General features: G+C 73.3%; 17 protein-coding genes. 1 reads left to right on the plus strand and 16 read right to left on the minus strand.

Features of this window, described 5'->3' with window-relative positions; genetic code table 11:
- From FNX44_RS05150 to fmt, 4 genes are all read right to left on the minus strand, one after another.
- Positions 1-962, minus strand: a 962-nt coding sequence (locus FNX44_RS05150; protein ID WP_143646750.1) for a sugar-binding transcriptional regulator, incomplete at its 3' end; no start/stop codon positions are given.
- Between the two features lie 127 nt (positions 963-1,089).
- Positions 1,090-1,773 (minus strand): ribulose-phosphate 3-epimerase, encoded by a 684-nt coding sequence (gene rpe, locus FNX44_RS05155; protein ID WP_143646751.1) that lies wholly within the window; start codon positions 1,771-1,773, stop codon positions 1,090-1,092.
- Between the two features lie 129 nt (positions 1,774-1,902).
- Positions 1,903-3,333, minus strand: a complete 1,431-nt coding sequence (locus FNX44_RS05160) for an RsmB/NOP family class I SAM-dependent RNA methyltransferase (protein WP_143646752.1) — start codon at positions 3,331-3,333, stop codon at positions 1,903-1,905.
- A 45-nt stretch (positions 3,334-3,378) separates the two neighbouring features.
- Complete coding sequence (gene fmt, locus FNX44_RS05165; protein ID WP_143646753.1) at positions 3,379-4,311, minus strand: methionyl-tRNA formyltransferase; 933 nt, start codon at positions 4,309-4,311, stop codon at positions 3,379-3,381.
- A 242-nt stretch (positions 4,312-4,553) separates the two neighbouring features.
- Between fmt and FNX44_RS05170 the strand changes: the two genes are divergently transcribed.
- Entirely contained in the window at positions 4,554-5,087 is a 534-nt protein-coding gene (locus tag FNX44_RS05170; RefSeq protein WP_143646754.1) for a hypothetical protein, read from the plus strand.
- A gap of 120 nt (positions 5,088-5,207) precedes the next feature.
- On the opposite strand, the gene FNX44_RS05175 is transcribed toward FNX44_RS05170, so the two are convergent.
- The 12 genes from FNX44_RS05175 to FNX44_RS05230 all read right to left on the minus strand — a co-directional run bounded on the left by FNX44_RS05175 (position 5,208) and on the right by FNX44_RS05230 (position 20,076).
- Positions 5,208-7,388, minus strand: coding sequence for a primosomal protein N' (locus FNX44_RS05175; protein ID WP_143646755.1), 2,181 nt, complete (start codon positions 7,386-7,388; stop codon positions 5,208-5,210).
- A gap of 13 nt (positions 7,389-7,401) precedes the next feature.
- Positions 7,402-8,280, minus strand: a complete 879-nt coding sequence (locus FNX44_RS05180; RefSeq protein ID WP_143646773.1) for an aminoglycoside phosphotransferase family protein — start codon at positions 8,278-8,280, stop codon at positions 7,402-7,404.
- 172 nt (positions 8,281-8,452) lie between these two features.
- Positions 8,453-9,661 (minus strand): methionine adenosyltransferase, encoded by a 1,209-nt coding sequence (gene metK / locus FNX44_RS05185; protein WP_143646756.1) that lies wholly within the window; start codon positions 9,659-9,661, stop codon positions 8,453-8,455.
- A 264-nt stretch (positions 9,662-9,925) separates the two neighbouring features.
- The gene (coaBC, locus tag FNX44_RS05190) at positions 9,926-11,170 is read right to left on the minus strand and encodes a bifunctional phosphopantothenoylcysteine decarboxylase/phosphopantothenate--cysteine ligase CoaBC (RefSeq protein ID WP_143646757.1); all 1,245 of its coding nucleotides are present in this window, start codon (positions 11,168-11,170) and stop codon (positions 9,926-9,928) included.
- A 146-nt stretch (positions 11,171-11,316) separates the two neighbouring features.
- Positions 11,317-11,589 (minus strand): DNA-directed RNA polymerase subunit omega, encoded by a 273-nt coding sequence (gene rpoZ / locus FNX44_RS05195; protein ID WP_143646758.1) that lies wholly within the window; start codon positions 11,587-11,589, stop codon positions 11,317-11,319.
- Positions 11,590-11,615: 26 nt separating this feature from the next.
- Positions 11,616-12,173, minus strand: a complete 558-nt coding sequence (gmk, locus tag FNX44_RS05200) for a guanylate kinase (protein WP_143646759.1) — start codon at positions 12,171-12,173, stop codon at positions 11,616-11,618.
- 84 nt (positions 12,174-12,257) lie between these two features.
- Positions 12,258-12,581, minus strand: coding sequence for an integration host factor (locus FNX44_RS05205; protein ID WP_143646760.1), 324 nt, complete (start codon positions 12,579-12,581; stop codon positions 12,258-12,260).
- Positions 12,582-12,883: 302 nt separating this feature from the next.
- A complete protein-coding gene (gene pyrF / locus FNX44_RS05210) occupies positions 12,884-13,720 on the minus strand; it encodes an orotidine-5'-phosphate decarboxylase (protein ID WP_143646761.1) in 837 nt (278 codons plus the stop codon).
- Positions 13,717-14,892 carry a quinone-dependent dihydroorotate dehydrogenase gene (locus FNX44_RS05215; protein WP_143646762.1) on the minus strand — a complete coding sequence of 392 codons (1,176 nt, stop codon included), beginning with the start codon at positions 14,890-14,892 and terminating at the stop codon, positions 13,717-13,719. The genes pyrF and FNX44_RS05215 overlap by 4 nt, the downstream gene beginning before the upstream one ends.
- A 105-nt stretch (positions 14,893-14,997) precedes the next feature.
- A complete protein-coding gene (carB, locus tag FNX44_RS05220) occupies positions 14,998-18,321 on the minus strand; it encodes a carbamoyl-phosphate synthase large subunit (RefSeq protein ID WP_143646763.1) in 3,324 nt (1,107 codons plus the stop codon).
- Complete coding sequence (gene carA / locus FNX44_RS05225) at positions 18,314-19,483, minus strand: glutamine-hydrolyzing carbamoyl-phosphate synthase small subunit (RefSeq protein WP_143646764.1); 1,170 nt, start codon at positions 19,481-19,483, stop codon at positions 18,314-18,316. Before carA ends, carB begins: the two co-directional genes overlap by 8 nt.
- Positions 19,480-20,076, minus strand: a complete 597-nt coding sequence (locus FNX44_RS05230) for a PH-like domain-containing protein (RefSeq protein ID WP_143646765.1) — start codon at positions 20,074-20,076, stop codon at positions 19,480-19,482. The genes carA and FNX44_RS05230 overlap by 4 nt, the downstream gene beginning before the upstream one ends.
- Positions 20,077-20,083: the final 7 nt, after the last annotated feature.

Raw genomic sequence — 20,083 nt, forward strand, 5'->3', positions numbered from 1 at the left:
TCCCGCAGCAGCCGGTCGGCGGCGGCGGTGTCCGTCACCAGGCTGGTGACCAGCCCGGAGCGCAGCACGGCGTTGATCGCCTCGGCCTTGCGGCCGCCGCCGGCGATGGCCACGACCTCCGGGACCCGCCGCAGCCGCTCGGCCTCCACGGTGATGCAGCGCTCGCCCAGGTCCCGCCCGATGCGCCGGCCCTCCGCGTCGAAGAGGTGGGCGGACATCTCGGCGGCCACGCCGAGCGAGGCGTAGTGGGCGCGCTCCTGAGGCGCCAGCATGTCGTGCACGGTCGAGACGCCCGGCTCCCAGGAGCCGATGGACACGGCCGCGACGGTGACCTTGTCGAAGTACTCGTAGGCGGCGGCGATGCTCGTCTGTCTCCGCAGCGCCTCGGCCGTGGCGGGGTCGGGCAGCAGCATGGGTGCGTAGATCGGGTGCGCCTCGCCACCGGCGACCTCCGCGGCCCGCCGTACCGCCTCGACCGAGCCGCGGTCGGCGGTGCCGGCGTCGTAGACGCCGGTCAGCTGCACGACCGTGCACGGCGGCAGCCGCCGCAGCGCGGTGGCCATGTGGATCGTGGACCGGCCCCAGGCGAGGCCGAGCACGTCGCCCTCGGTGACCAGCTCGCCCAGCAGGTCGGCGGCGACCTCACCCAGGTTCTCCGGGTCGGCCGCGTCCTCCTGGGCGTCGGCCGGCGCCTCGACCACCACGGCGTGCCGCAGCCCGTAGCGGGCGCGCAGCGCGTCCGACCGTTCGGCGTCGAGTTCCGCCGGGACGCGGATCTCGATGCGGATCAGATCCCGTTCGAGCGCGGTCTCCAGCACCCTGGCCACCTTGAAGCGGCTGACGCCGAACTCGTCCGCGATCTGGATCTTGGATTTGCCCTCCAGGTAGAAACGGCGCGCCATGGCCGCCGCCTGCATCAGCTCGGCGGGCCCCATCCTCGTCGCCGCCCGACCCGTCGACACTGCAACTCACCTCACTGTTCAAGCCGCACTCGCGCATCGCCGCGCGGTCTTCATCCTCGCAGATCCGCACGGTTCCCGGCCGATACCGTGCAGGGTGCAGCCATCCCGGCCGCGGGTGGCGGCGGCGTCAGTGCGCGCAGCCGGCCGGGCGCGCCTCCTGCGCCTGGCGCCGCAGCATACGCACGGCGGCCGCCGGGTCGTCGGCGCCGTAGACGGCGCTGCCCGCGACGAAGACGTCCGCGCCGGCCTCCGCACAGCGCTCGATGGTCTCGGCGGAGACGCCGCCGTCGACCTGGAGCCACATCGTCAGACCGTGCTTGTCGATGAGCCGGCGGGTGCGGCGGATCTTCGGCAGCATCACGTCCAGGAACGCCTGTCCGCCGAAGCCGGGTTCGACGGTCATCACCAGCAGCATGTCCAGCTCGGGCAGCAGGTCCTCGTAGGGCTCGATGGGGGTGGCGGGCTTGAGCGCCATCGAGGCCCTGGCCCCCTTGGCGCGGATCTCCCGGGCAAGCCGCACCGGCGCGGCGGCGGCCTCGGCGTGGAAGGTGACCGAGCCGGCGCCCGCCTCCACGTACTGCGGCGCCCAGCGGTCCGGGTCCTCGATCATCAGATGGCAGTCCAGCGGGGTGTCGGTCGCCTTCCGCAGCGCCTCGACCACCGGCACGCCCAGCGTGAGGTTGGGGACGAAGTGGTTGTCCATCACGTCGACGTGCAGCCAGTCGGCGCCGTCGGCGCCCCCGACCCGCTCCGCCTCCTCGGCGAGCCTGGCGAAGTCGGCGGAGAGAATGCTGGGGTTGATCTGAGCCATGGCTCCAGTATGTCGCCTGCCGGAGGGGTGGGTTCACCGGGTACCGTGCCGTCGCCCGGCCGCCGCCGCGGGTTCACCTCCCGCCGCGGGTTCGCGCTCCGCCGAGGGTACGCGTTCCGCCGCGCGGGCTCACGTGTCGAGCGGGCGGCGCAGCAGCGCGAGGTACATCGCGTCCGTACCGTGCAGGTGCGGCCACAGCTGGATGTCCGGGCCCTCGCCCAGCTCCGGCACACCCGGCAGCAGCGGGCGGGCGTCGATCCACTCGGCGGGCTGCTCCCGCAGCACGTCCCGTACCACGGCCTGCGTCTCGGCCAGATGCGGGGAGCAGGTCGCGTAGCCCACCACGCCGCCGGGGCGTACGGCCCGCAGCGCCTGGAGGAGCAGCGCCCGCTGGAGCGGCGCGAAGCCCTCCAGGTCCTCCGGGCGGCGGCGCCAGCGCGCCTCGGGGCGGCGCCGCAGTGCGCCCAGCCCGGTGCAGGGCACGTCGACGAGGACCCGGTCGAAGGTCGCCGGACGCCAGGCCGGCCGGGTGCCGTCGGCGGTGACCACCTGGTGGCGGCCGGGTGCGCCGGCCAGCGCCCGCTCGACGAGCCTGGCCCGGTGCGGCTGGCGTTCGGAGGCGATCAGCGCGGCGCCGCGTTCGGCGGCGAGCGCGGCCAGCAGCGCCGCTTTGCCGCCGGGGCCCGCGCAGCCGTCGAGCCAGCGGGCGTCGGGGCCGGTGAGCGGCGCGTTGGCCAGCGCGAGCGCCACCAGTTGGCTGCCCTCGTCCTGTACTCCGGCTCGGCCCTCGGCCACCGCAGGTACGTTGCCCGGGTCGCCGCCGTCGGCCAGTCGGACGGCGAACGGGGACCAGCGGCCCGGTTCGGCGTCCCGCTCGGTGAGCAGTTCGTCGGTGGTGGCCCGGCCCGGGCGGGCCACCAGGGTGACCTCCGGGCGGCTGTTGTCCGCCTCCAGCAGCTCCTCGATGCCCGCCCGGCCGCCGCCGAGCGCGTCCCACAGTGCGGAGACGACCCATCGCGGATGGGAGTGGACGAGCCCCAGATGCTCCTCCGGGTCCTTGTCGTAGGGCGGGGCGATCCGCTTCAGCCACTCGTCGAGGTCGTGTGCGGCGATCCGGCGCAGTACGGCGTTGACGAACTTGGCCCGCCCGTCGCCCAGGACGCAACGCGCGAGTTCGACGGTCGCGCTGACGGCCGCGTGACCGGGGATGCGGGTGCCGAGCAGCTGGTGAGCGCCGAGCGAGAGCACGTCGAGTACGGGCGGGTCGACCTCCCGCAGGGGGCGGTCGACGCAGGCGGCGATCACCGCGTCGTAGGTGCCCTGGCGGCGCAGCGTCCCGTAGACCAGCTCGGTGGCGAAGGCCGCGTCGCGGTCGTCGAAGCCCTCGTTGTCCTCCTTTGCCTTGCGCAGCAGGGGCGGCAGCACCAGGTTGGCGTAGGCGTCACGTTCGTCGACCGCGCGCAGCGCCTCGAAGGCGGCGATGCGGGCGGGGTCGCGGCGCGGGCGTCGGTAGGGCTTGTGGGGGCGGCGCGCGCCGGCGCGGCGGGGCTGGTCACTCACGTGGGAAGGTGCTCCGGAAGTACGGGGTCGGGCGAAGCTCCCAGCCTACGCCCCGAGGAATTCGCCCGAGCCGATCCGTACGCCGCGCGCCCAGTCGTCGGCCTTCATCGGGCGTTTGCCCTGCGGCTGCACCCAGACCAGCTCCACCGCGTGGGAGCCGGTGCCGACGTGGACCGAGTGCTTGCCGACCCGCAGTTCGCCCGGCGCCAGATCGGTGACGGCCGGGTCGGGCTTCGCCTGGACGAGCTTCAGCCGCTCGCCCCGGAAGACCGTCCAGGCGCCCGGCGCGGGCGAGCAGCCGCGGACCACCCGGTCGACCCGCAGTGCGGGTGTCGTCCAGTCGACCCGGGCGTCGGCCACGGTGATCTTCGGCGCGTAGCTGACACCACGTTCGTCCTGCGGCACGGCCTTCAGACTGCCGTCCTCGATGCCGTCCATCGTCGCGGCGAGCAGGCCGGCGCCCGCGAAGGCAAGCCGGGTGAGCAGGTCGCCGCTGGTGTCGGTGTGCCGGATCTCCTCGGTGACCACGCCGTAGACGGGTCCGGAGTCCAGCGACTCCTCGATCTGGAAGGTGGCCGCTCCGGTGACCTCGTCGCCGGCGAGTACCGCGTGCTGCACGGGTGCCGCGCCTCGCCAGGCGGGCAGCAGGGAGAAGTGCAGGTTGACCCAGCCGTGCGCCGGGATGTCGAGCACCGCCCTGGGAAGCAGCGCGCCGTAGGCGACGACGGGGCAGCAGTCGGGGTTGATCTCCCGCAGCCTGGCCTGGAAGTCCGCGTCCCGCGGGTGCGCCGGCTTCAGCACCTCGATGCCCGCCTCCTCCGCCCGGTCGGCGACGGGGCTGGCGACCAGCCGGCGCCCGCGCCCGGCGGGCGCGTCCGGGCGGGTCACCACGGCCGCCACCTCGTGGCGCTCGCTGGCGATGAGGGCGTCCAGGGCGGGAACGGCCACCTCGGGGGTGCCGGCGAAGACCAGCTTCATGGGGGCGGGGCCACCTCTCGGTGAGTCTGCGGACCGGGTTGTGCGGACGCGTCAGTCTACGGCCCGTCACCGGGCCCTGCCCGAGGGGGCGTACCGGGGCGCGTGCGCTCCCGAACGCGGTTCACTCACCACCCGGGCGTGACCAGGCGCCCGGTGAGGCGTTGGTCAATGAGATTTGACCGTCAGCACAGCGGGGAGCCGACCGCGCTTCCTGAACTCACGCCGGTTCGAGAGGCTTGCTCATGGCCGACAACGCCACCCACGACGCCCAGGCACGCGCCAGTCTGCATCTGCTGGTGCGGGACATCGAGCGGGTCCGCCGGCAGGTGGACGCGATGCGTACGCTCACCGCGCAGCTGGGCAACGTCTACCGGCCGCGCCGCAGCGGTCCGTCCACGGGCTTCGTGGTGTACGGGCGGGCGCCCGCGCCCACCGTGCGCCTCGCGCAGGAACTGCGGGACAGTGTCGAGACGCTGGTGACGGCGGCGGTGGAGTTCGACCGCTCGCTCGGGTTCTCCTGGGACGCCGTCGGTTCCGCTCTGGGCGTCACCAAGCAGGCGGTGCACCGCCGCTACGGCACCCGGCGCTCGGGCGAGCGGGCCACCGCGCTGACCGCTGCCGCGCCGGCGCCGGCGGAGGTCGGTGAGGAGCAGGTGGGCCGCGGCGAGCAGCAGCCCACCGTGCCGGCCGCCCGCACCGCCGGTGCCCACGCGTCCGTCGCCGACTCCCTCACGGAGAGCCGCGGCGGGCTCCTTCCCGGACCGCGCAACGGCTGAACTCCTCCGCAGCCGTCCTCCCCACGCCGCCCGGTGCCGCCACCGGCCCGTCCTCCCGGGGCCCTGAGGCACCGGGCGGCCCCCTGCCGGGGCCTGACGGCGTGCCCGGTCGGCGTGGGGTCAGCCGATGTCGCGGGGGTCGACGCGGATGCGGACCGGGGGCCCGGCGCGATGCGCGAGGCGGGCGGCCTGGGCGGTGCGCAGCGCGGCCGCGAGCGCGGCGCCGCTGCCGGGCGGTACCCGTACCAGCGCCCGCTCCCAGCGCTCCCCCGGCGGCGGGTCGCCGGTTCGTCGCGGGCGGCCGGCCGGGATCACCGGCATCGGCACGGGCCCCAGCACCTCGGCTGTGGCCGGGAGTTCCGCCCTGCCGAGCAGATCGGCGACACCCTCCGGCGGACCGGTCACGGCCGCCATCCGGGAGACCGGTGGATAGCCGAGTTCCGCCCGGTCGGCGAGCTCCATCTCGGCGAGCCAGCGCGGGTCCCAGCGCAGCAGCGCCTGTACCGGCCGCAGTCCCTGGTCGGCGACCGCCACCACGGTGCCGCCCTCGGCCGCGGGTCGGACCAGGGCGGCGGCGGTCAGCCAGCGGCGCAGCGTCTCCTCGGCGGCGCGCAGGTCGGGCCGGGACAGCAGCGCCCATCCATCGAGCAGCAACGCGGCGGCGTAGCCGGGGCCTTCGGGTACCGGTTCCGCGCCGGGAGTGCTCACCACCAGCGCCGGACGGTCCGGGACGGTGTCGAGGACGTGGTCCCGGCCGGAGGTACGGACCGGCACGCTCGGCAGCGCGCGCCCCAGCTCCTCGGCCGTCCGCCGTACGCCGACGACGGTGGCCCGCAGCCGCGCGCCGCCGCAGTCGGGGCAGCGCCAGCCGGGCGTACCGGCCACCTGGTCGCCGCACCAGCCGCAGCGCAGCGCGCCGTCGTCCGTCGCCTCCAGCGGTCCGTGGCAGGCTCCGCATCGGGCCGGGGCGCGGCAGCGCTCGCACGCCAGGCGCGGCACGTATCCGCGGCGCGGCACCTGTACGAGTACCGGGCCGCTCTCCAGGGCGCGGCGGGCCGTCTCCCACGCCAGGGTGGGGAGTCGGGCGCTGCGCGCGGCCGCGTCCCTGGCCTCTTCGCGGTCCCCGACGGTCTTGACCAGCGGCGCGGTCGCCCGGACCGTCTCCCGGGTCGCGGCCAGCTCCCGCGCCCAGCCGGTCCCGACGAGCTGGGCGCCTTCGACCGTGCGGCTGTGTCCGCCGAGCAGCAGCCCGGCGTGTGCGTGGGCGGCGCGCAGCAGCAGCACGTCGCGGGCGTGCGGGCCGGGGGCGTGGTCGTCGCAGTGCGCTTCGTCGGCGTCGTCCCAGATCGCGGCCAGCCCGAGGTCGGCGACGGGCGCGAACATCGCCGCACGGGTGCCGACGACCGCGCGTACCGCTCCCCGGCTGACCGCCAGCCAGCGCCGGTAGCGTGCCTCGGCGCCGGCGTCGGCGGTGAGCAGGACGTGGTGCCCTTCGCCCACCAGCTCCCGCAGCGCTGCGTCGACGCGCAGCGCCGACCTGCCGTCGGGCAGCACCGCGATCGCTCCGCGCCCGGCGGCGAGGGTGGCCTGGACGGCGCGCGCCAGCTCGTCGGGCCAGCCGGGCCCGGGCAGCGCCGTCCACACGGCCCGCGGCGAGCCGCCCTCGGCGAGCGCCCGAAGGTAGGCGGGGCCGTCCGGGTAGCGGGACCAGCCGCCCGGCTCCGGCGACGGGGGCGGCGGCTGGGCGGGCGGCGTCGGCCGCTTCTCCGCCCGGCCCACGCGGGGCGGCACGGCAAGCTGCACGACGTCCGCCAGCGATCCGGCGTACCGGTCGGCGACCGCGCGGCACAGCCGCAGCAGCTCCGGCGTCAGGACCGGCTCCGGCGACAGGACCTGGGCGATCGGCGCGAGCACCCCGGGGAAGTCGCTCTCCGCGGCGCGCTCGACGATGAAGCCGTTGATGAGGCCGCCGCCCTCCCGGCGGCCCTCCCGCTCCCCCGCTCCGAACCGCACCCGCACCCGCACGCCGGGTTGCGCCTCGGCGTCCATCGCGGCCGGGACGGCGTAGTCGAAGTAGCGGTCGAGGTGGACCAGACCCTTGTCGACCAGCACCCGGGCGACCGGGTCGCGTTCGGCGAGCGCGGCGCCGCGCCAGGTGCGCGGGCGGGCCCTGGGCTGCCGCTGCTTCCCCCGGCGCACCACCTCGCGGATGAGCGCCAGCTGCTCGGGCTCCCCACCCCCCTCGCCCGTCGGCGTGTCGTGCCTGCTCACTCCCCCAGTCTTAGCAGACCGCACCGACATCCGAGGGCCCGTGTCACCCGCCGAGTACCCGGCGGATGACGTGCCGGGCGTTCGCGGAGATGACCGGGTTGGTCGTGCGGTAGTAGGGGAGTTGGATCACGGCCATGGACAGCGCCCAACCGCGGCCGCGCGCCCAGGTGGCGTCGTCCACGTCCACCGCCTCGCGGTACTCGGGCAGGACCGAGGCGGGCAGCAGGTTCCATGCCGGGATGAGGTCGGTGGCCGGTTCTCCCATGCCCACGGTGCCGAAGTCGATGACCGCGCGGACCCGGTCGCCCGCGAGCAGCACGTTGCTCGGCATCAGGTCGGCGTGTGTCCAGCAAGGCGGGCCCGGCCACGGTGGCGCCGCCAGTGACTCCTCCCAGGCCTCGGTGAGCTCGTCGGCGTCGAAGGGCTCGTCGGTGCGCCGCAGGGCCTCGATCGCCGCGCGCGTCTCGCGGTCCTCGGAGACCAGCGGCGCTCCCCGGTGTGCGGGTGGGCCGCCGGGGACGTCGATCCGGCGCATGGCCAGCGCGAAGGCCGCGAGGGCTGCGGCGACACTCTCCGGCTCGGCCAGCTCGCCCTCGACGGGGTTGCGGCCCTCGATCCACCGGTGCACGGCCCAGGCCATGGGGTACTCCGCGGTCGGCGCGCCGACCGCCACGACCTCGGGTACGGGCAGCGGCAGCAGCGGCGCCAGCCGTCGGAGCAGCCGCGCCTCCCGCACGGCCTCCTCGGCTCCGCCGGGCCGCAGCGGAAGGCGGACGGTCAGCTCAGCCCCGAGCCGGTAGATCGCGTTGACGGTGCCGCCGGACGCGAGCCGGGTGATCGGCAGCTCCGCCCACCGGGAGAACTGGGCGCGCAGCAGGCTTCGGACCAGCTCGGCGTCGGTCGCCACCTCGTCTGCGTGCATTCCGGCCATGCGCTGCCCCCCTGGTCCGCTCGGTACCGGAGAGGATCGTCACACGCTCGTCTCCGGCGCCCAAGTGGTTTTCCGCGGGCGGGGACGGCCGGGAGCGGGCCGGTCACGGGCGACGGGCGGGCCCCCGCCGTGGGGGCCCGCCCGTCGCTCGTGGTGCGGTGGGTCAGAGACCGGCGGCCTCGCGGAGTGCGTCGGCGCGGTCGGTGCGCTCCCAGGTGAAGTCCGGCAGCTCACGGCCGAAGTGGCCGTAGGCGGCGGTCTGGGCGTAGATCGGACGCAGCAGGTCGAGGTCGCGGATGATCGCGGCCGGGCGCAGGTCGAACGTGTCGGTGATGGCCTGCTCGATCTTCGCGACGTCCGTCTTGGCGGTACCGAAGGTCTCCACGAACAGACCGACCGGCTCGGCCTTGCCGATCGCGTACGCGACCTGCACCTCGCAGCGCGAGGCGAGGCCGGCGGCGACGACGTTCTTGGCGACCCAGCGCATCGCGTAGGCGGCGGAGCGGTCGACCTTGGAGGGGTCCTTGCCGGAGAAGGCGCCGCCACCATGACGGGCCATGCCGCCGTAGGTGTCGATGATGATCTTCCGGCCGGTCAGGCCGGCGTCGCCCATCGGGCCGCCGATCTCGAAGCGGCCGGTCGGGTTCACCAGCAGCCGGTAGCCGTCGGTGTCCAGCTTGATGCCGTCCTCGACGAGCTGCTTCAGGACGTGCTCCACGACGAACTCGCGGATGTCCGGGGCCAGCAGCGAGTCCAGGTCGATGTCGGAGGCGTGCTGCGAGGAGACCACGACCGTGTCGAGGCGGACGGCCTTGTCGCCGTCGTACTCGATGGTGACCTGGGTCTTGCCGTCCGGCCGCAGGTAGGGGATGGTGCCGTTCTTGCGGACCTCGGTGAGCCGGCTGGAGAGCCGGTGCGCCAGCGTGATCGGCAGCGGCATCAGCTCGGGCGTCTCGTCGCACGCGTAGCCGAACATCAGGCCCTGGTCGCCGGCGCCCTGCCGGTCCAGCTCGTCCTCATCGCCTTCGACCCGCGACTCGTAGGCCGTGTCGACGCCCTGGGCGATGTCCGGGGACTGCGCGCCGATCGAGACGGACACGCCGCAGGAGGCGCCGTCGAAGCCCTTCTTGGAGGAGTCGTAACCGATCTCCAGGATCTTGTCCCTCACCAGCGAGGGGATCGGGGCGTAGGCCTTGGTGGTCACCTCGCCGGCCACATGCACCAGGCCGGTCGTGATGAGCGTCTCCACGGCGACCCGCGAGGCGGGGTCCTCCCGGAGCAGTGCGTCGAGAATGGTGTCGCTGATCTGGTCAGCGATCTTGTCTGGGTGGCCCTCGGTGACGGACTCCGAGGTGAACAGGCGGCGGGACACATCGCTCCCTGGGGTTGCAGCGGCTGCTGGCTGATCATTGGTGGACCGCTTAGGGGCTGCGCCCTGGAGCAAACGATCCTCGGACAGTTTATCCGTACGCACTACAGCGACGGTCAAGGGTTTCTCACGGAACGAACACACGGCAACAACCTGCAAAGGTGCGCCAAGGCGGACAAAAGGCCCTGCCGCCGGGCTCCGGACGGCCCCCGGGCGCCGAGTGACGGGTTTGTCACACCGCGCGCCGCGGGGTCGGAAGGCGACTGGTCAGGAGGCGGGCGGCAGCGACCAACGCTGGACGACGAGGTCCCAGACGGTGTCCGCCAGCTTCTCCTTCGGGCCGTGGGAGACCGGCACCTCGGTGCCGTCCGCGGCCAGCACGATGGCCTCGTTGTCGGTGGAGCCGAACGTCTTGTCGGCACCGACCTCGTTCACCACCAGCAGGTCGCATCCCTTGCGGGCGAGCTTGGCGCGGCCGTTGGCGAGCACCTGGTCGGTCTCGGCGGCGAAGCCGACCACCAGCTGACCTGGGCGCGGCCGGTCGGCGGAGAGTTCGGCGAGCACGTCCGGGTTGCGCACGAGGGCGATCGGGGCCGGCTCCTCGCCGTTCCGCTTCTTGATCTTCCCCTCGGCGTACCGGGCGGGCCGGAAGTCGGCGACGGCGGCGGCCATCACGACGGCGTCGGCGTCGGCCGCCGCCTTCAGCACGGCCTCGCGCAGCTGGAGGGCGGTGCCGACGGGGACCACGGTGACACCGGCCGGGTCGGGCAGGCTGGTGTTGGCGGCGACGAGGGTGACGCGGGCACCCCGGGCGGCGGCGGTCGCGGCGAGCGCGTAGCCCTGGCGGCCGGAGGATCGGTTGCCGAGGAACCGCACGGGGTCGATCGGTTCGCGGGTGCCGCCGGCGCTGACGACGACGTGCCGGCCGGTCATGTCACCGGCCCGACCGGTACCGCCGGCCGTACCGCCGCCCGCGCGCCCGGCCAGGGTGCGCCGGCAGACGTCGAAGATGTCCTCTGGGTCGGGCAGCCGGCCCTTGCCCGTGTCGGCGCCGGTCAGCCGGCCCACGGCCGGCTCGATCACCACCGCGCCGCGGCGGCGCAGGGTCTCGACGTTCGCCTGGGTGGCCGGGTGCTCCCACATCTCGGTGTGCATGGCGGGCGCGAAGACCACCGGGCAGCGGGCGGTGAGCAGGGTGTTGGTGAGCAGGTCGTCGGCCAGGCCGTGGGCGGCCTTGGCGAGCAGGTCGGCGGTGGCGGGGGCGACGACGACCAGATCGGCCCGCTGGCCGATGCGCACGTGCGGCACCTCCTGCACGGACTCCCACACCTCGGTGCCGGCGGGGTGGCCGGAGAGGGCGGCCCAGGTGGCCTCGCCGACGAAGTGCAGCGCGGAGGCCGTGGGCACGACGCGGACGTCGTGGCCGCTCTCGGTCAGTCGCCGCAGCAGCTCACACGCCTTGTAGGCGGCGATGCCGCCGCCGACGCCGAGGACGACCCTGGGCTTGTCCATCGCTACCTCTCCCGCAGCCGCTCTGCTCGCAGCCTCTGCCGTGACGTCTGTGGCACACCACGGGCCCGGCAGTCGCGCTGCCGGGCCCGTGGTGATCGCTTCTTCGGGGTGGGTCTGCGAGCCGGACGGGCCGCGGACCCGGATGCCTACTGGGCCGGGGCGTCGATGGCCTCGGAGGTCAGCAGACCCGCGTTGATCTCACGCAGCGCGATCGAGAGCGGCTTCTCGTGGACGTGGGTGTCCACCAGGGGGCCGACGTACTCGAGGAGGCCCTCACCGAGCTGCGAGTAGTAGGCGTTGATCTGACGGGCGCGCTTGGCGGCGTAGATCACCAGGCTGTACTTCGAGTCGGTGGCCTCGAGCAGTTCATCAATCGGCGGGTTGATGATGCCCTCGGGCGCGGTGATGGAAGAGGACACGCTCTGCCTTCCGATGGGGTTGAAGATCAATTGATACGCATCAAGGCTAGCAGCTCGGCGGCCACGTCCTCGACGGAGGTGTTGACGAGGGTGGTGTCGAACTCGGGCTCGGCGGCCAGCTCGGTACGGGCGGCCGCCAGGCGGCGCTCGATGACCTCGGGCGACTCCGTGCCGCGGCCGGTGAGCCGGCGGACCAGCTCGTCCCAGCTGGGCGGCGCGAGGAAGACCAGCCGGGCCTCGGGCATCGACTCGCGGACGAGTCTGGCGCCCTGGAGGTCGATCTCCAGCAGGACGGGTTCGCCGGCCTCCAGCCGGTCGAGCACCGCCCGTCTGGGTGTCCCGTAGCGGTTGCCGGCGAACTCGGCCCACTCCAACAGCTCCCCGTTGGCGACGAGCTTGTCGAACTCCTCGTCGTCCACGAAGAAGTACTGCACGCCGTGCCGCTCCCCCGGGCGCGGTTTGCGGGTGGTGGCCGACACCGAGAGCCATACCTCGGGGTGGACCGTGCGTAGATGGGCGACGACCGTGCTCTTGCCGACCCCGGAGGGTCCGGAGAGCACGGTCAGCCGCGGACGTTCACTCATGCAGCGATTATCCCGGTTTCTGTCGGGACCTGGGACCACGGGGCACCACGAGGGTTCGCCCGGCGGCCCGCGGCGGCCCGGATCTCACGCGCCGGTGCTGCCGAACTCCCGCTCCAGGGCGGCGATCTGGTTGGAACCCAGGCCCCGGACGCGGCGGCTCTCGGAGATGCCGAGGCGCTCCATGATCTGCTTGGCGCGGACCTTGCCGACGCCCGGCAGGCTCTCCAGGAGAGCGCTGACCTTCATCTTGCCGATGACGTCATTCTCCTGACCCTGCTTGATCACGTCGTGGAGCGAGGCACCGGAGTGCTTCAGCCGGTTCTTGACCTCGGCGCGCTCCCGGCGAGCCGCGGCGGCCTTCTCAAGCGCGGCTTTGCGCTGTTCAGGGGTAAGGGGCGGAAGAGCCACGCCTTCGTCACCTCAGATTTGAACGGTCGGATACATGGATCGTGTGGAGCCCAGGTGTGGAACCTAGTGGCCCCGCACCTGCGGAGCAACGAGCCACGCGTTGGTCGCGTCGCTCACGTCGGAGACTAGCGCCACACCAGGCCTCCAGTCAGCGAGAACAGCGGAAAAGTCCTGGTCAGCCTTGACTCGACCAGGACTTTTCCGGACAAAGCACAGCACTGTCAAGGCCTCGGACTCGATCGCTGTATCGACCATCCACTCCGAAGTGGCCCCGAACGGCGTCCTTCCGGGCCCGCCGGCGGTTATCCCAGCGCCCTGGCCAGCTCCTCGGCGGCCGCGGCGGCCGCGTCCCGCAGGGCGGCGGCGGAGGGGCCGGCCCGGAGCACGCCGCGGCTGATGGACGGCACCACGTTGCGCGCCGAGTCGCCGAACACCTTCGGCAGGTCGGCGGCGGTGGCGCCCTGCGCGCCGATGCCGGGCGCCAGCAGCGGGCCGTTGACGGCCAGGTTCGCGCCGGTGTCACCGAGCGTCGCGCCGACCACCGCGCCGACCGAGCCGAGCGGGTCGGCGCCGGCGTTCTCCTCGGCGATCCGGTCGAGTACGGCCTGGGCGACCGTGCCGCCGCCGGCCGTGGTGGCGCGCTGCACCTCCGCGCCCTCGGGGTTGGAGGTCAGGGCGAGCACGAAGACCCCGGAGCCGGCCCGTTCGGCCGCCTCCAGCGCCGGTCGCAGCGAGCCGAAGCCCAGGTAGGGGCTGACGGTCACGGCGTCCGAGAACAGCGGGCCGGCCGGGTCCAGGTAGGCGGCGGCGTACGCGGCCATCGTGGAGCCGATGTCGCCGCGCTTGGCGTCCATGAGCACCAGGGCCCCGGCGTCCCGGGCGTCGGCGACGGCGCTCTCCAGCACGGCGACACCCCGGGAGCCGAACCGCTCGAAGAACGCCGACTGCGGCTTCAGCACCGCGACCCGGTCGGCGAGCGCGTCGACGACCGTGCGGGTGAACCGCTCGAGGCCGGCCACGTTGTCGTCGAGGCCCCAGTCGGCGAGCAGCGCGGCGTGCGGGTCGATGCCCACGCACAGCGGCCCGCGGGTGTCCATGGCGCGGCGCAGCCGGGCGCCGAAGGGGGTGGGCGTGGTCATGACCGGGGGTCCGCCTTCCGGGTGGTCTGGTCGTCGGAGGAGTCGCCGGACGACTCGCTGTCGCGGGCGGCGGCCTCGCGCACGTCGGCGCCCACCGCGTCGGCCAGCGTGGCGTACGGGCTGGCGGCCAGCAGGTCGGCCAGCCCGCGGTGGAGGCGGCGGCACCACAGCGGGCCCTGGTAGACAAACGCGCTGTAGCCCTGGACGAGGGTGGCACCGGCCAGGACGCGCTGCCAGACGTCCTCGGCGGTCTCGACGCCGCCGACGCCGACCAGGGTGATGCGGTCGCCGACCCGCGCGTACAGGCGGCGCAGCACCGCGAGCGAGCGGTCCTTGAGCGGCGCGCCGGACAGTCCGCCTGTCTCCGCGGTCAGCTCGTGCGGCGAGTTCAGGCCGAGGCCGTCGCGCTGGATGGTGGTGTTGGTGGCGATGACGCCGTCCAGGCCGAGGTCGACGGCGAGGTCGGCGACGGCGTCGACGTCCTCGTCCGCGAGGTCCGGCGCGATCTTCACCAGCAGCGGCACCCGGCGGTCCGTGACGACCCGGTCGGCGGCCTCCCGTACGGCGGTCAGCAGCGGGCGCAGCCGGTCGGCGGCCTGGAGGTCGCGCAGGCCGGGCGTGTTCGGGGAGGAGACGTTGACGACAAGGTAGTCGGCGTGCGGGGCGAGCCGTTCGGTGGAGGTGACGTAGTCCTCCACCGCCTGGTCCTCGGGCACGACCTTCGTCTTGCCGATGTTGACGCCGACGGTGGTGCGGAAGACCGCCTCGCGGGCGGCCAGCCGGTCGGCGACGGCCTGGGAGCCGTCGTTGTTGAAGCCCATGCGGTTGATGAGCGCGCGGTCGGCGGTGAGCCGGAACAGCCGCTTCTTCGGGTTGCCGGGCTGCGGCTGCCCGGTGACGGTGCCGATCTCCACGTGGTCGAAGCCGAGCATGGCAAGGCCGTCGATGCCCACGGCGTTCTTGTCGAAGCCGGCGGCGAGCCCGAAGGGGCCGTGCATCCGCAGCCCCAGCGCCTCGGTGCGCAGTTCCCTGTGGCGGGGGGCGAGCAGCGCGGCGGCGAAGGTGCGGGCCACCGGTACCCGGGCGAGGGCGCGGATCCAGGCGAACGCCAGGTGGTGGGCGCGTTCGGGGTCCATGCGCTGGAAGAGCAGTCGGAACAGGAGGCGGTACATGGGTGTCTGTCGCCTATCGCAGTGGTGGTCGCGTCGAACTGGTCGCGTCGGGACGGCCTGGTGGGGAGGGCCGGGGGCGCCGCGAGGGGCGCCCCCGGCCCGCGCTCACTCGCCGTCGCGGGCGGCGATGAGGTGCGCGGCGTGCTCCTGGAGGGAGCGCACACCGACCGCGCCGCGTCCCAGCGCCTCGATGCCCTGGACGGCGGCGGCCAGTGCCTGCACGGTCGTCAGACACGGCACGCCCCGGGCGACGGCGGCGGTGCGGATCTCGTAGCCGTCGAGGCGGCCACCGGTGCCGTAGGGGGTGTTGACGATGAGGTCGACCTCGCCGTCGTGGATGAGCTGGACGATGGTCTTCTCGCCGTCGGGGCCCTCGCCCTGCGACAGCTTGCGCACGATGGTGGCGTTGATGCCGTTGCGCTTGAGCACCTCGGCCGTGCCGGTGGTGGCCAGCAGTTCGAAGCCGAGCGCGACCAGCTCGCGGGCCGGGAAGATCAGCGAGCGCTTGTCCCGGTTGGCGACGGAGACGAACGCCCGGCCCTTGGTGGGCAGCGCGCCGTAGGCGCCGGCCTGGGACTTGGCGTAGGCGGTGCCGAAGACGGAGTCGATGCCCATGACCTCGCCGGTGGAACGCATCTCCGGGCCGAGCACGGTGTCCACGCCGCGGCCGTGCACGTCGCGGAAGCGCGACCAGGGCATGACCGCCTCCTTGACGGAGATCGGCGCGTCCATCGGCAGGGTGCCGCCGTCGCCGACGGCCGGGAGCAGGCCTTCCTCGCGCAGCTGGGCGATGGTGGCGCCCAGCGAGATGCGCGCGGCGGCCTTGGCCAGCGGTACGGCGGTGGCCTTGGAGGTGAACGGCACGGTGCGGGAGGCGCGCGGGTTGGCCTCCAGGACGTAGAGGATGTCCCCGGCCATGGCGAACTGGATGTTGATCAGCCCGCGCACGCCGACGCCCTCGGCGATGGCCTCGGTGGAGGCCCGCAGCCGCTTGATGTCGTAGCCGCCGAGGGTGATCGGGGGCAGCGCGCAGGCGGAGTCGCCGGAGTGGATGCCGGCCTCCTCGATGTGCTCCATGACGCCGCCGAGGTAGAGCTCGGTGCCGTCGTAGAGGGCGTCGACGTCGATCTCGATGGCGTCGTCGAGGAAGCGGTCGATGAGCACGGGGTGCTCGGAGATGAGCCCGGCGTGCCGCTCCAGGTAGCCGGCGAGGGAGGGCTCGTCGTAGACGATCTCCATGCCGCGTCCGCCGAGCACGTAGGAGGGGCGGACCATGACGGGGTAGCCGATGCCGGCGGCGATGGCCTTGGCCTCGTCGAAGGAGTAGGCGGTGCCGTACTTGGGCGCGGGCAGTCCGGCGTCGGTGAGCACCCGGCCGAAGACGCCGCGGTCCTCGGCGGCGTGGATGGCCTCGGGCGAGGTGCCGACGATCGGCACGCCGTTGTCCTTGAGCGCCTGGGAGAGGCCGAGCGGGGTCTGCCCGCCGAGTTGCACGATCACACCGGCGACCGGTCCTGCCTGCTGCTCGGCGTGCACGATCTCCAGGACGTCCTCCAGGGTGAGCGGCTCGAAGTAGAGCCGGTCGGAGGTGTCGTAGTCGGTGGAGACGGTCTCGGGGTTGCAGTTGACCATCACGGTCTCGTAGCCGGCCTCGCTGAGCGCGAAGGAGGCGTGGACGCAGGAGTAGTCGAACTCGATGCCCTGGCCGATGCGGTTGGGCCCGGAGCCGAGGATGATCACGGCGGGCTTCTCGCGCGGCGCGACCTCGTTCTCCTCGTCGTAGGAGGAGTAGAAGTACGGGGTGCGGGCGGCGAACTCGGCGGCGCAGGTGTCGACCGTCTTGTAGACCGGGCGGACGCCGAGCGCGTGCCGCACCTCGCGCACCACGTCCTCGCGCAGTCCCCGGATGCCGGCGATCTGCGCGTCGGAGAAGCCGTAGCGCTTGGCCTCGGCGAGCAGTTCGGAGTCGAGCCGTTCGGCGGCCGCCAGGTCGTCGGCGATCTCCTTGACGAGGAAGAGCTGGTCGACGAACCAGGGATCGAGGCGGGTAGCGTCGAAGATCTCCTCGGGCGTGGCACCGGCCCGGATGGCCGCCATCACGGCGTTGATCCGGCCGTCGGTCGGGCGCGGGATCTCGGCGAGCAGTTCGGCCTTGTCGCCGAGCTCGGCGACGGGGGTGGCGAAGTCGAACTGGCTGTCCTTCTTCTCCAGGGAGCGCAGTGCCTTCTGCAGCGCCTCGGGGAAGTTCCGGCCGATCGCCATGGCCTCGCCGACCGACTTCATGGTGGTGGTCAGCGTGGAGTCGGCGGCGGGGAACTTCTCGAAGGCGAAGCGCGGGGCCTTGACGACCACGTAGTCCAGCGTCGGCTCGAAGGAGGCCGGCGTTTTCTCGGTGATGTCGTTGGGGATCTCGTCGAGTGTGTAGCCGACGGCGAGCTTGGCTGCGATCTTCGCGATCGGGAAGCCGGTGGCCTTGGAAGCGAGCGCGGAGGAGCGGGAGACGCGGGGGTTCATCTCGATGACGATGACCCGGCCGTCCTCGGGGTTCACCGCGAACTGGATGTTGCAGCCGCCGGTGTCGACGCCGACCTCACGGATGATCTCGATGCCGACGTCCCGGAGCACCTGGTACTCGCGGTCGGTGAGGGTCATCGCGGGGGCGACGGTGATGGAGTCGCCGGTGTGGACGCCCATCGGGTCGAAGTTCTCGATGGAGCAGACGACCACGACGTTGTCGTTGCGGTCGCGCATCAGCTCCAGCTCGTACTCCTTCCAGCCGAGGATGGACTCCTCCAGGAGCACCTCGGTGGTCGGGGAGAGAGTGAGGCCCTGGCCGGCGATGCGGCGCAGTTCGTCCTCGTCGTGGGCGAAGCCGGAGCCGGCGCCGCCCATGGTGAAGGAGGGGCGGACGACGACGGGGTAGCCGCCGAGCTGGTCGACGCCGGCCAGCACGTCGTCCATGCTGTGGCAGATCACCGAGCGGGCGGACTCGCCGTGCCCGATGCGGGCGTTGACGGCCTCGACGACCTCCTTGAACAGGTCGCGGTCCTCGCCCTTGTTGATCGCCTCGACGTTGGCGCCGATCAGCTCGACGCCGTACTTCTCCAGCGTTCCGGCGGTGTGCAGCGAGATCGCGGTGTTGAGCGCGGTCTGGCCGCCGAGGGTCGGCAGCAGCGCGTCCGGGCGCTCCTTGGCGATGATCTTCTCGACGAACTCCGGGGTGATCGGCTCGACGTAGGTGGCGTCGGCGATCTCCGGGTCGGTCATGATCGTCGCCGGGTTGGAGTTGACGAGGATGACGCGCAGGCCCTCGGCCTTGAGCACGCGGCAGGCCTGGGTGCCGGAGTAGTCGAACTCGGCGGCCTGGCCGATGACGATCGGGCCGGAACCGATGACCAGGACGGACTTGATGTCGGTGCGCTTAGGCACGCTGGCCCTCCATCAGGGTGACGAAGCGGTCGAAGAGGTAGGCGGCGTCGTGCGGACCCGCTGCCGCTTCGGGGTGGTACTGGACGCTGAAGCCGGGGCGGTCGAGCAGCCGCAGCCCCTCGACGACGTTGTCGTTGAGGCAGACGTGCGAGACCTCGGCGCGTCCGAAGGCGGTGTCGAACGCGCCGTCGAGCGGGGCGTCGACGGCGAAGCCGTGGTTGTGCGCGGTGACTTCGACCTTGCCGGTGGCGCGGTCCTGGACGGGCTGGTTGATGCCGCGGTGGCCGTACTTCAGTTTGAAGGTGCCGAGGCCGAGCGCCCGGCCGAGGATCTGGTTGCCGAAGCAGATGCCGAAGAGCGGGGTACCGCGCTCCAGCACGCCGCGCATCAGCGCGACGGGGTGCTCGGCGGCGGCCGGGTCGCCGGGGCCGTTGGAGAAGAACACGCCGTCGGGGTTGACCGCGTACACCTGCTCCAGGGTGGCGGTGGCGGGAAGCACGTGCACCTCGATGCCGCGTTCGGCCATCCGGTGCGGGGTCATGCCCTTGATGCCGAGGTCGATCGCGGCGACGGTGAAGCGCTTCTCGCCGAGGGCCGGGACGACGTAGGGCTGGTCGGTGCTGACCTCGCCGCACAGGTCGGCGCCCTTCATCTGCGGGGCCTTGCGGACCCGCTCCAGCAGGGCGGCCTCGTCGGCGAGAGCGGCGCCGGAGAAGATGCCGACCCGCATGGCGCCGCGCTCGCGCAGGTGCCGGGTGAGGGCGCGGGTGTCGACGCCGCTGATACCGACGACGCCCTGGTCGGTCAGCTCCTCGTCCAGCGAGCGCACCGAGCGCCAGTTGGACGGGATGCGGGCGGGGTCGCGCACGACGTAGCCGGAGACCCAGATGCGGCGGGACTCGGGGTCCTCGTCGTTCACGCCGGTGTTGCCGACGTGCGGGGCGGTCATGACCACCACCTGGCGGTGGTAGGACGGGTCGGTCAGGGTTTCCTGGTATCCGGTCATGCCGGTGGAGAAGACGGCCTCTCCGAAGGTCTCGCCCACGGCTCCGTAGGCGCGGCCCCGGAAGGTGCGGCCGTCCTCCAGGACGAGCACGGCCGGCTCCTTGCGGCCTCTGCCGACGGTGCGGGCGGTGCCTGCTGGGTCTGCTGGGGCGGTCATCGTGCGCCTTCCTGGTGGTGCGTGGCGGCCGCGTCGGCGGGGCCGCCGGAGAGTTCGTTGATCGCCTTCACCCAGGCGTGGTGCTCCGCCGGGTGGTCGGCGCGGAAGCCGGAGTCGAGCTGCTGGTCGCCGAGCTGCCAGGTGATCACCAGCAGCCCGCCCTGGGTGAGGACCTTGCCGGCGATGCCGGTGTCCAGCCGGGCGCCGCGCAGGGCGCTCGCGGGGACGAAGAAGTCCGCCGCACCGGGCCGGACGATGCTCAGCCCCTGCTCGGTGAGGGTCAGCTCGGCCTGGCTGCGGGTCCCGAGGCCGTGGGCGACCACCCGGTCGAGCCACTGGCCTGCCGTGGTGGAGGCGTGGTAGCGGCCGGTGAGGGTGAGTCGGGCGCTGCCGGTCTCGGCCGGTAGCGCCTGCGGTGCGGGCAACTCACCGTGCAGGGTCGCCCGGCGCTGCCAGCCCCGGCGCATGAGCCAGTACAGCAGCGCGATGAACAGCAGGGTGCCGATCGTCCAGCCGATGTGCGCGCCCCAGTCGGTGACCTCCCGGGACTTCTGCTCGACGGTCTCGCCGGCGAGGAGGTCGGTCAGGGGCATGAGCAGG

Source organism: Streptomyces alkaliterrae, from assembly GCF_007097205.2.
GTDB classification, from domain to species: domain Bacteria; phylum Actinomycetota; class Actinomycetes; order Streptomycetales; family Streptomycetaceae; genus Streptomyces; species Streptomyces alkaliterrae.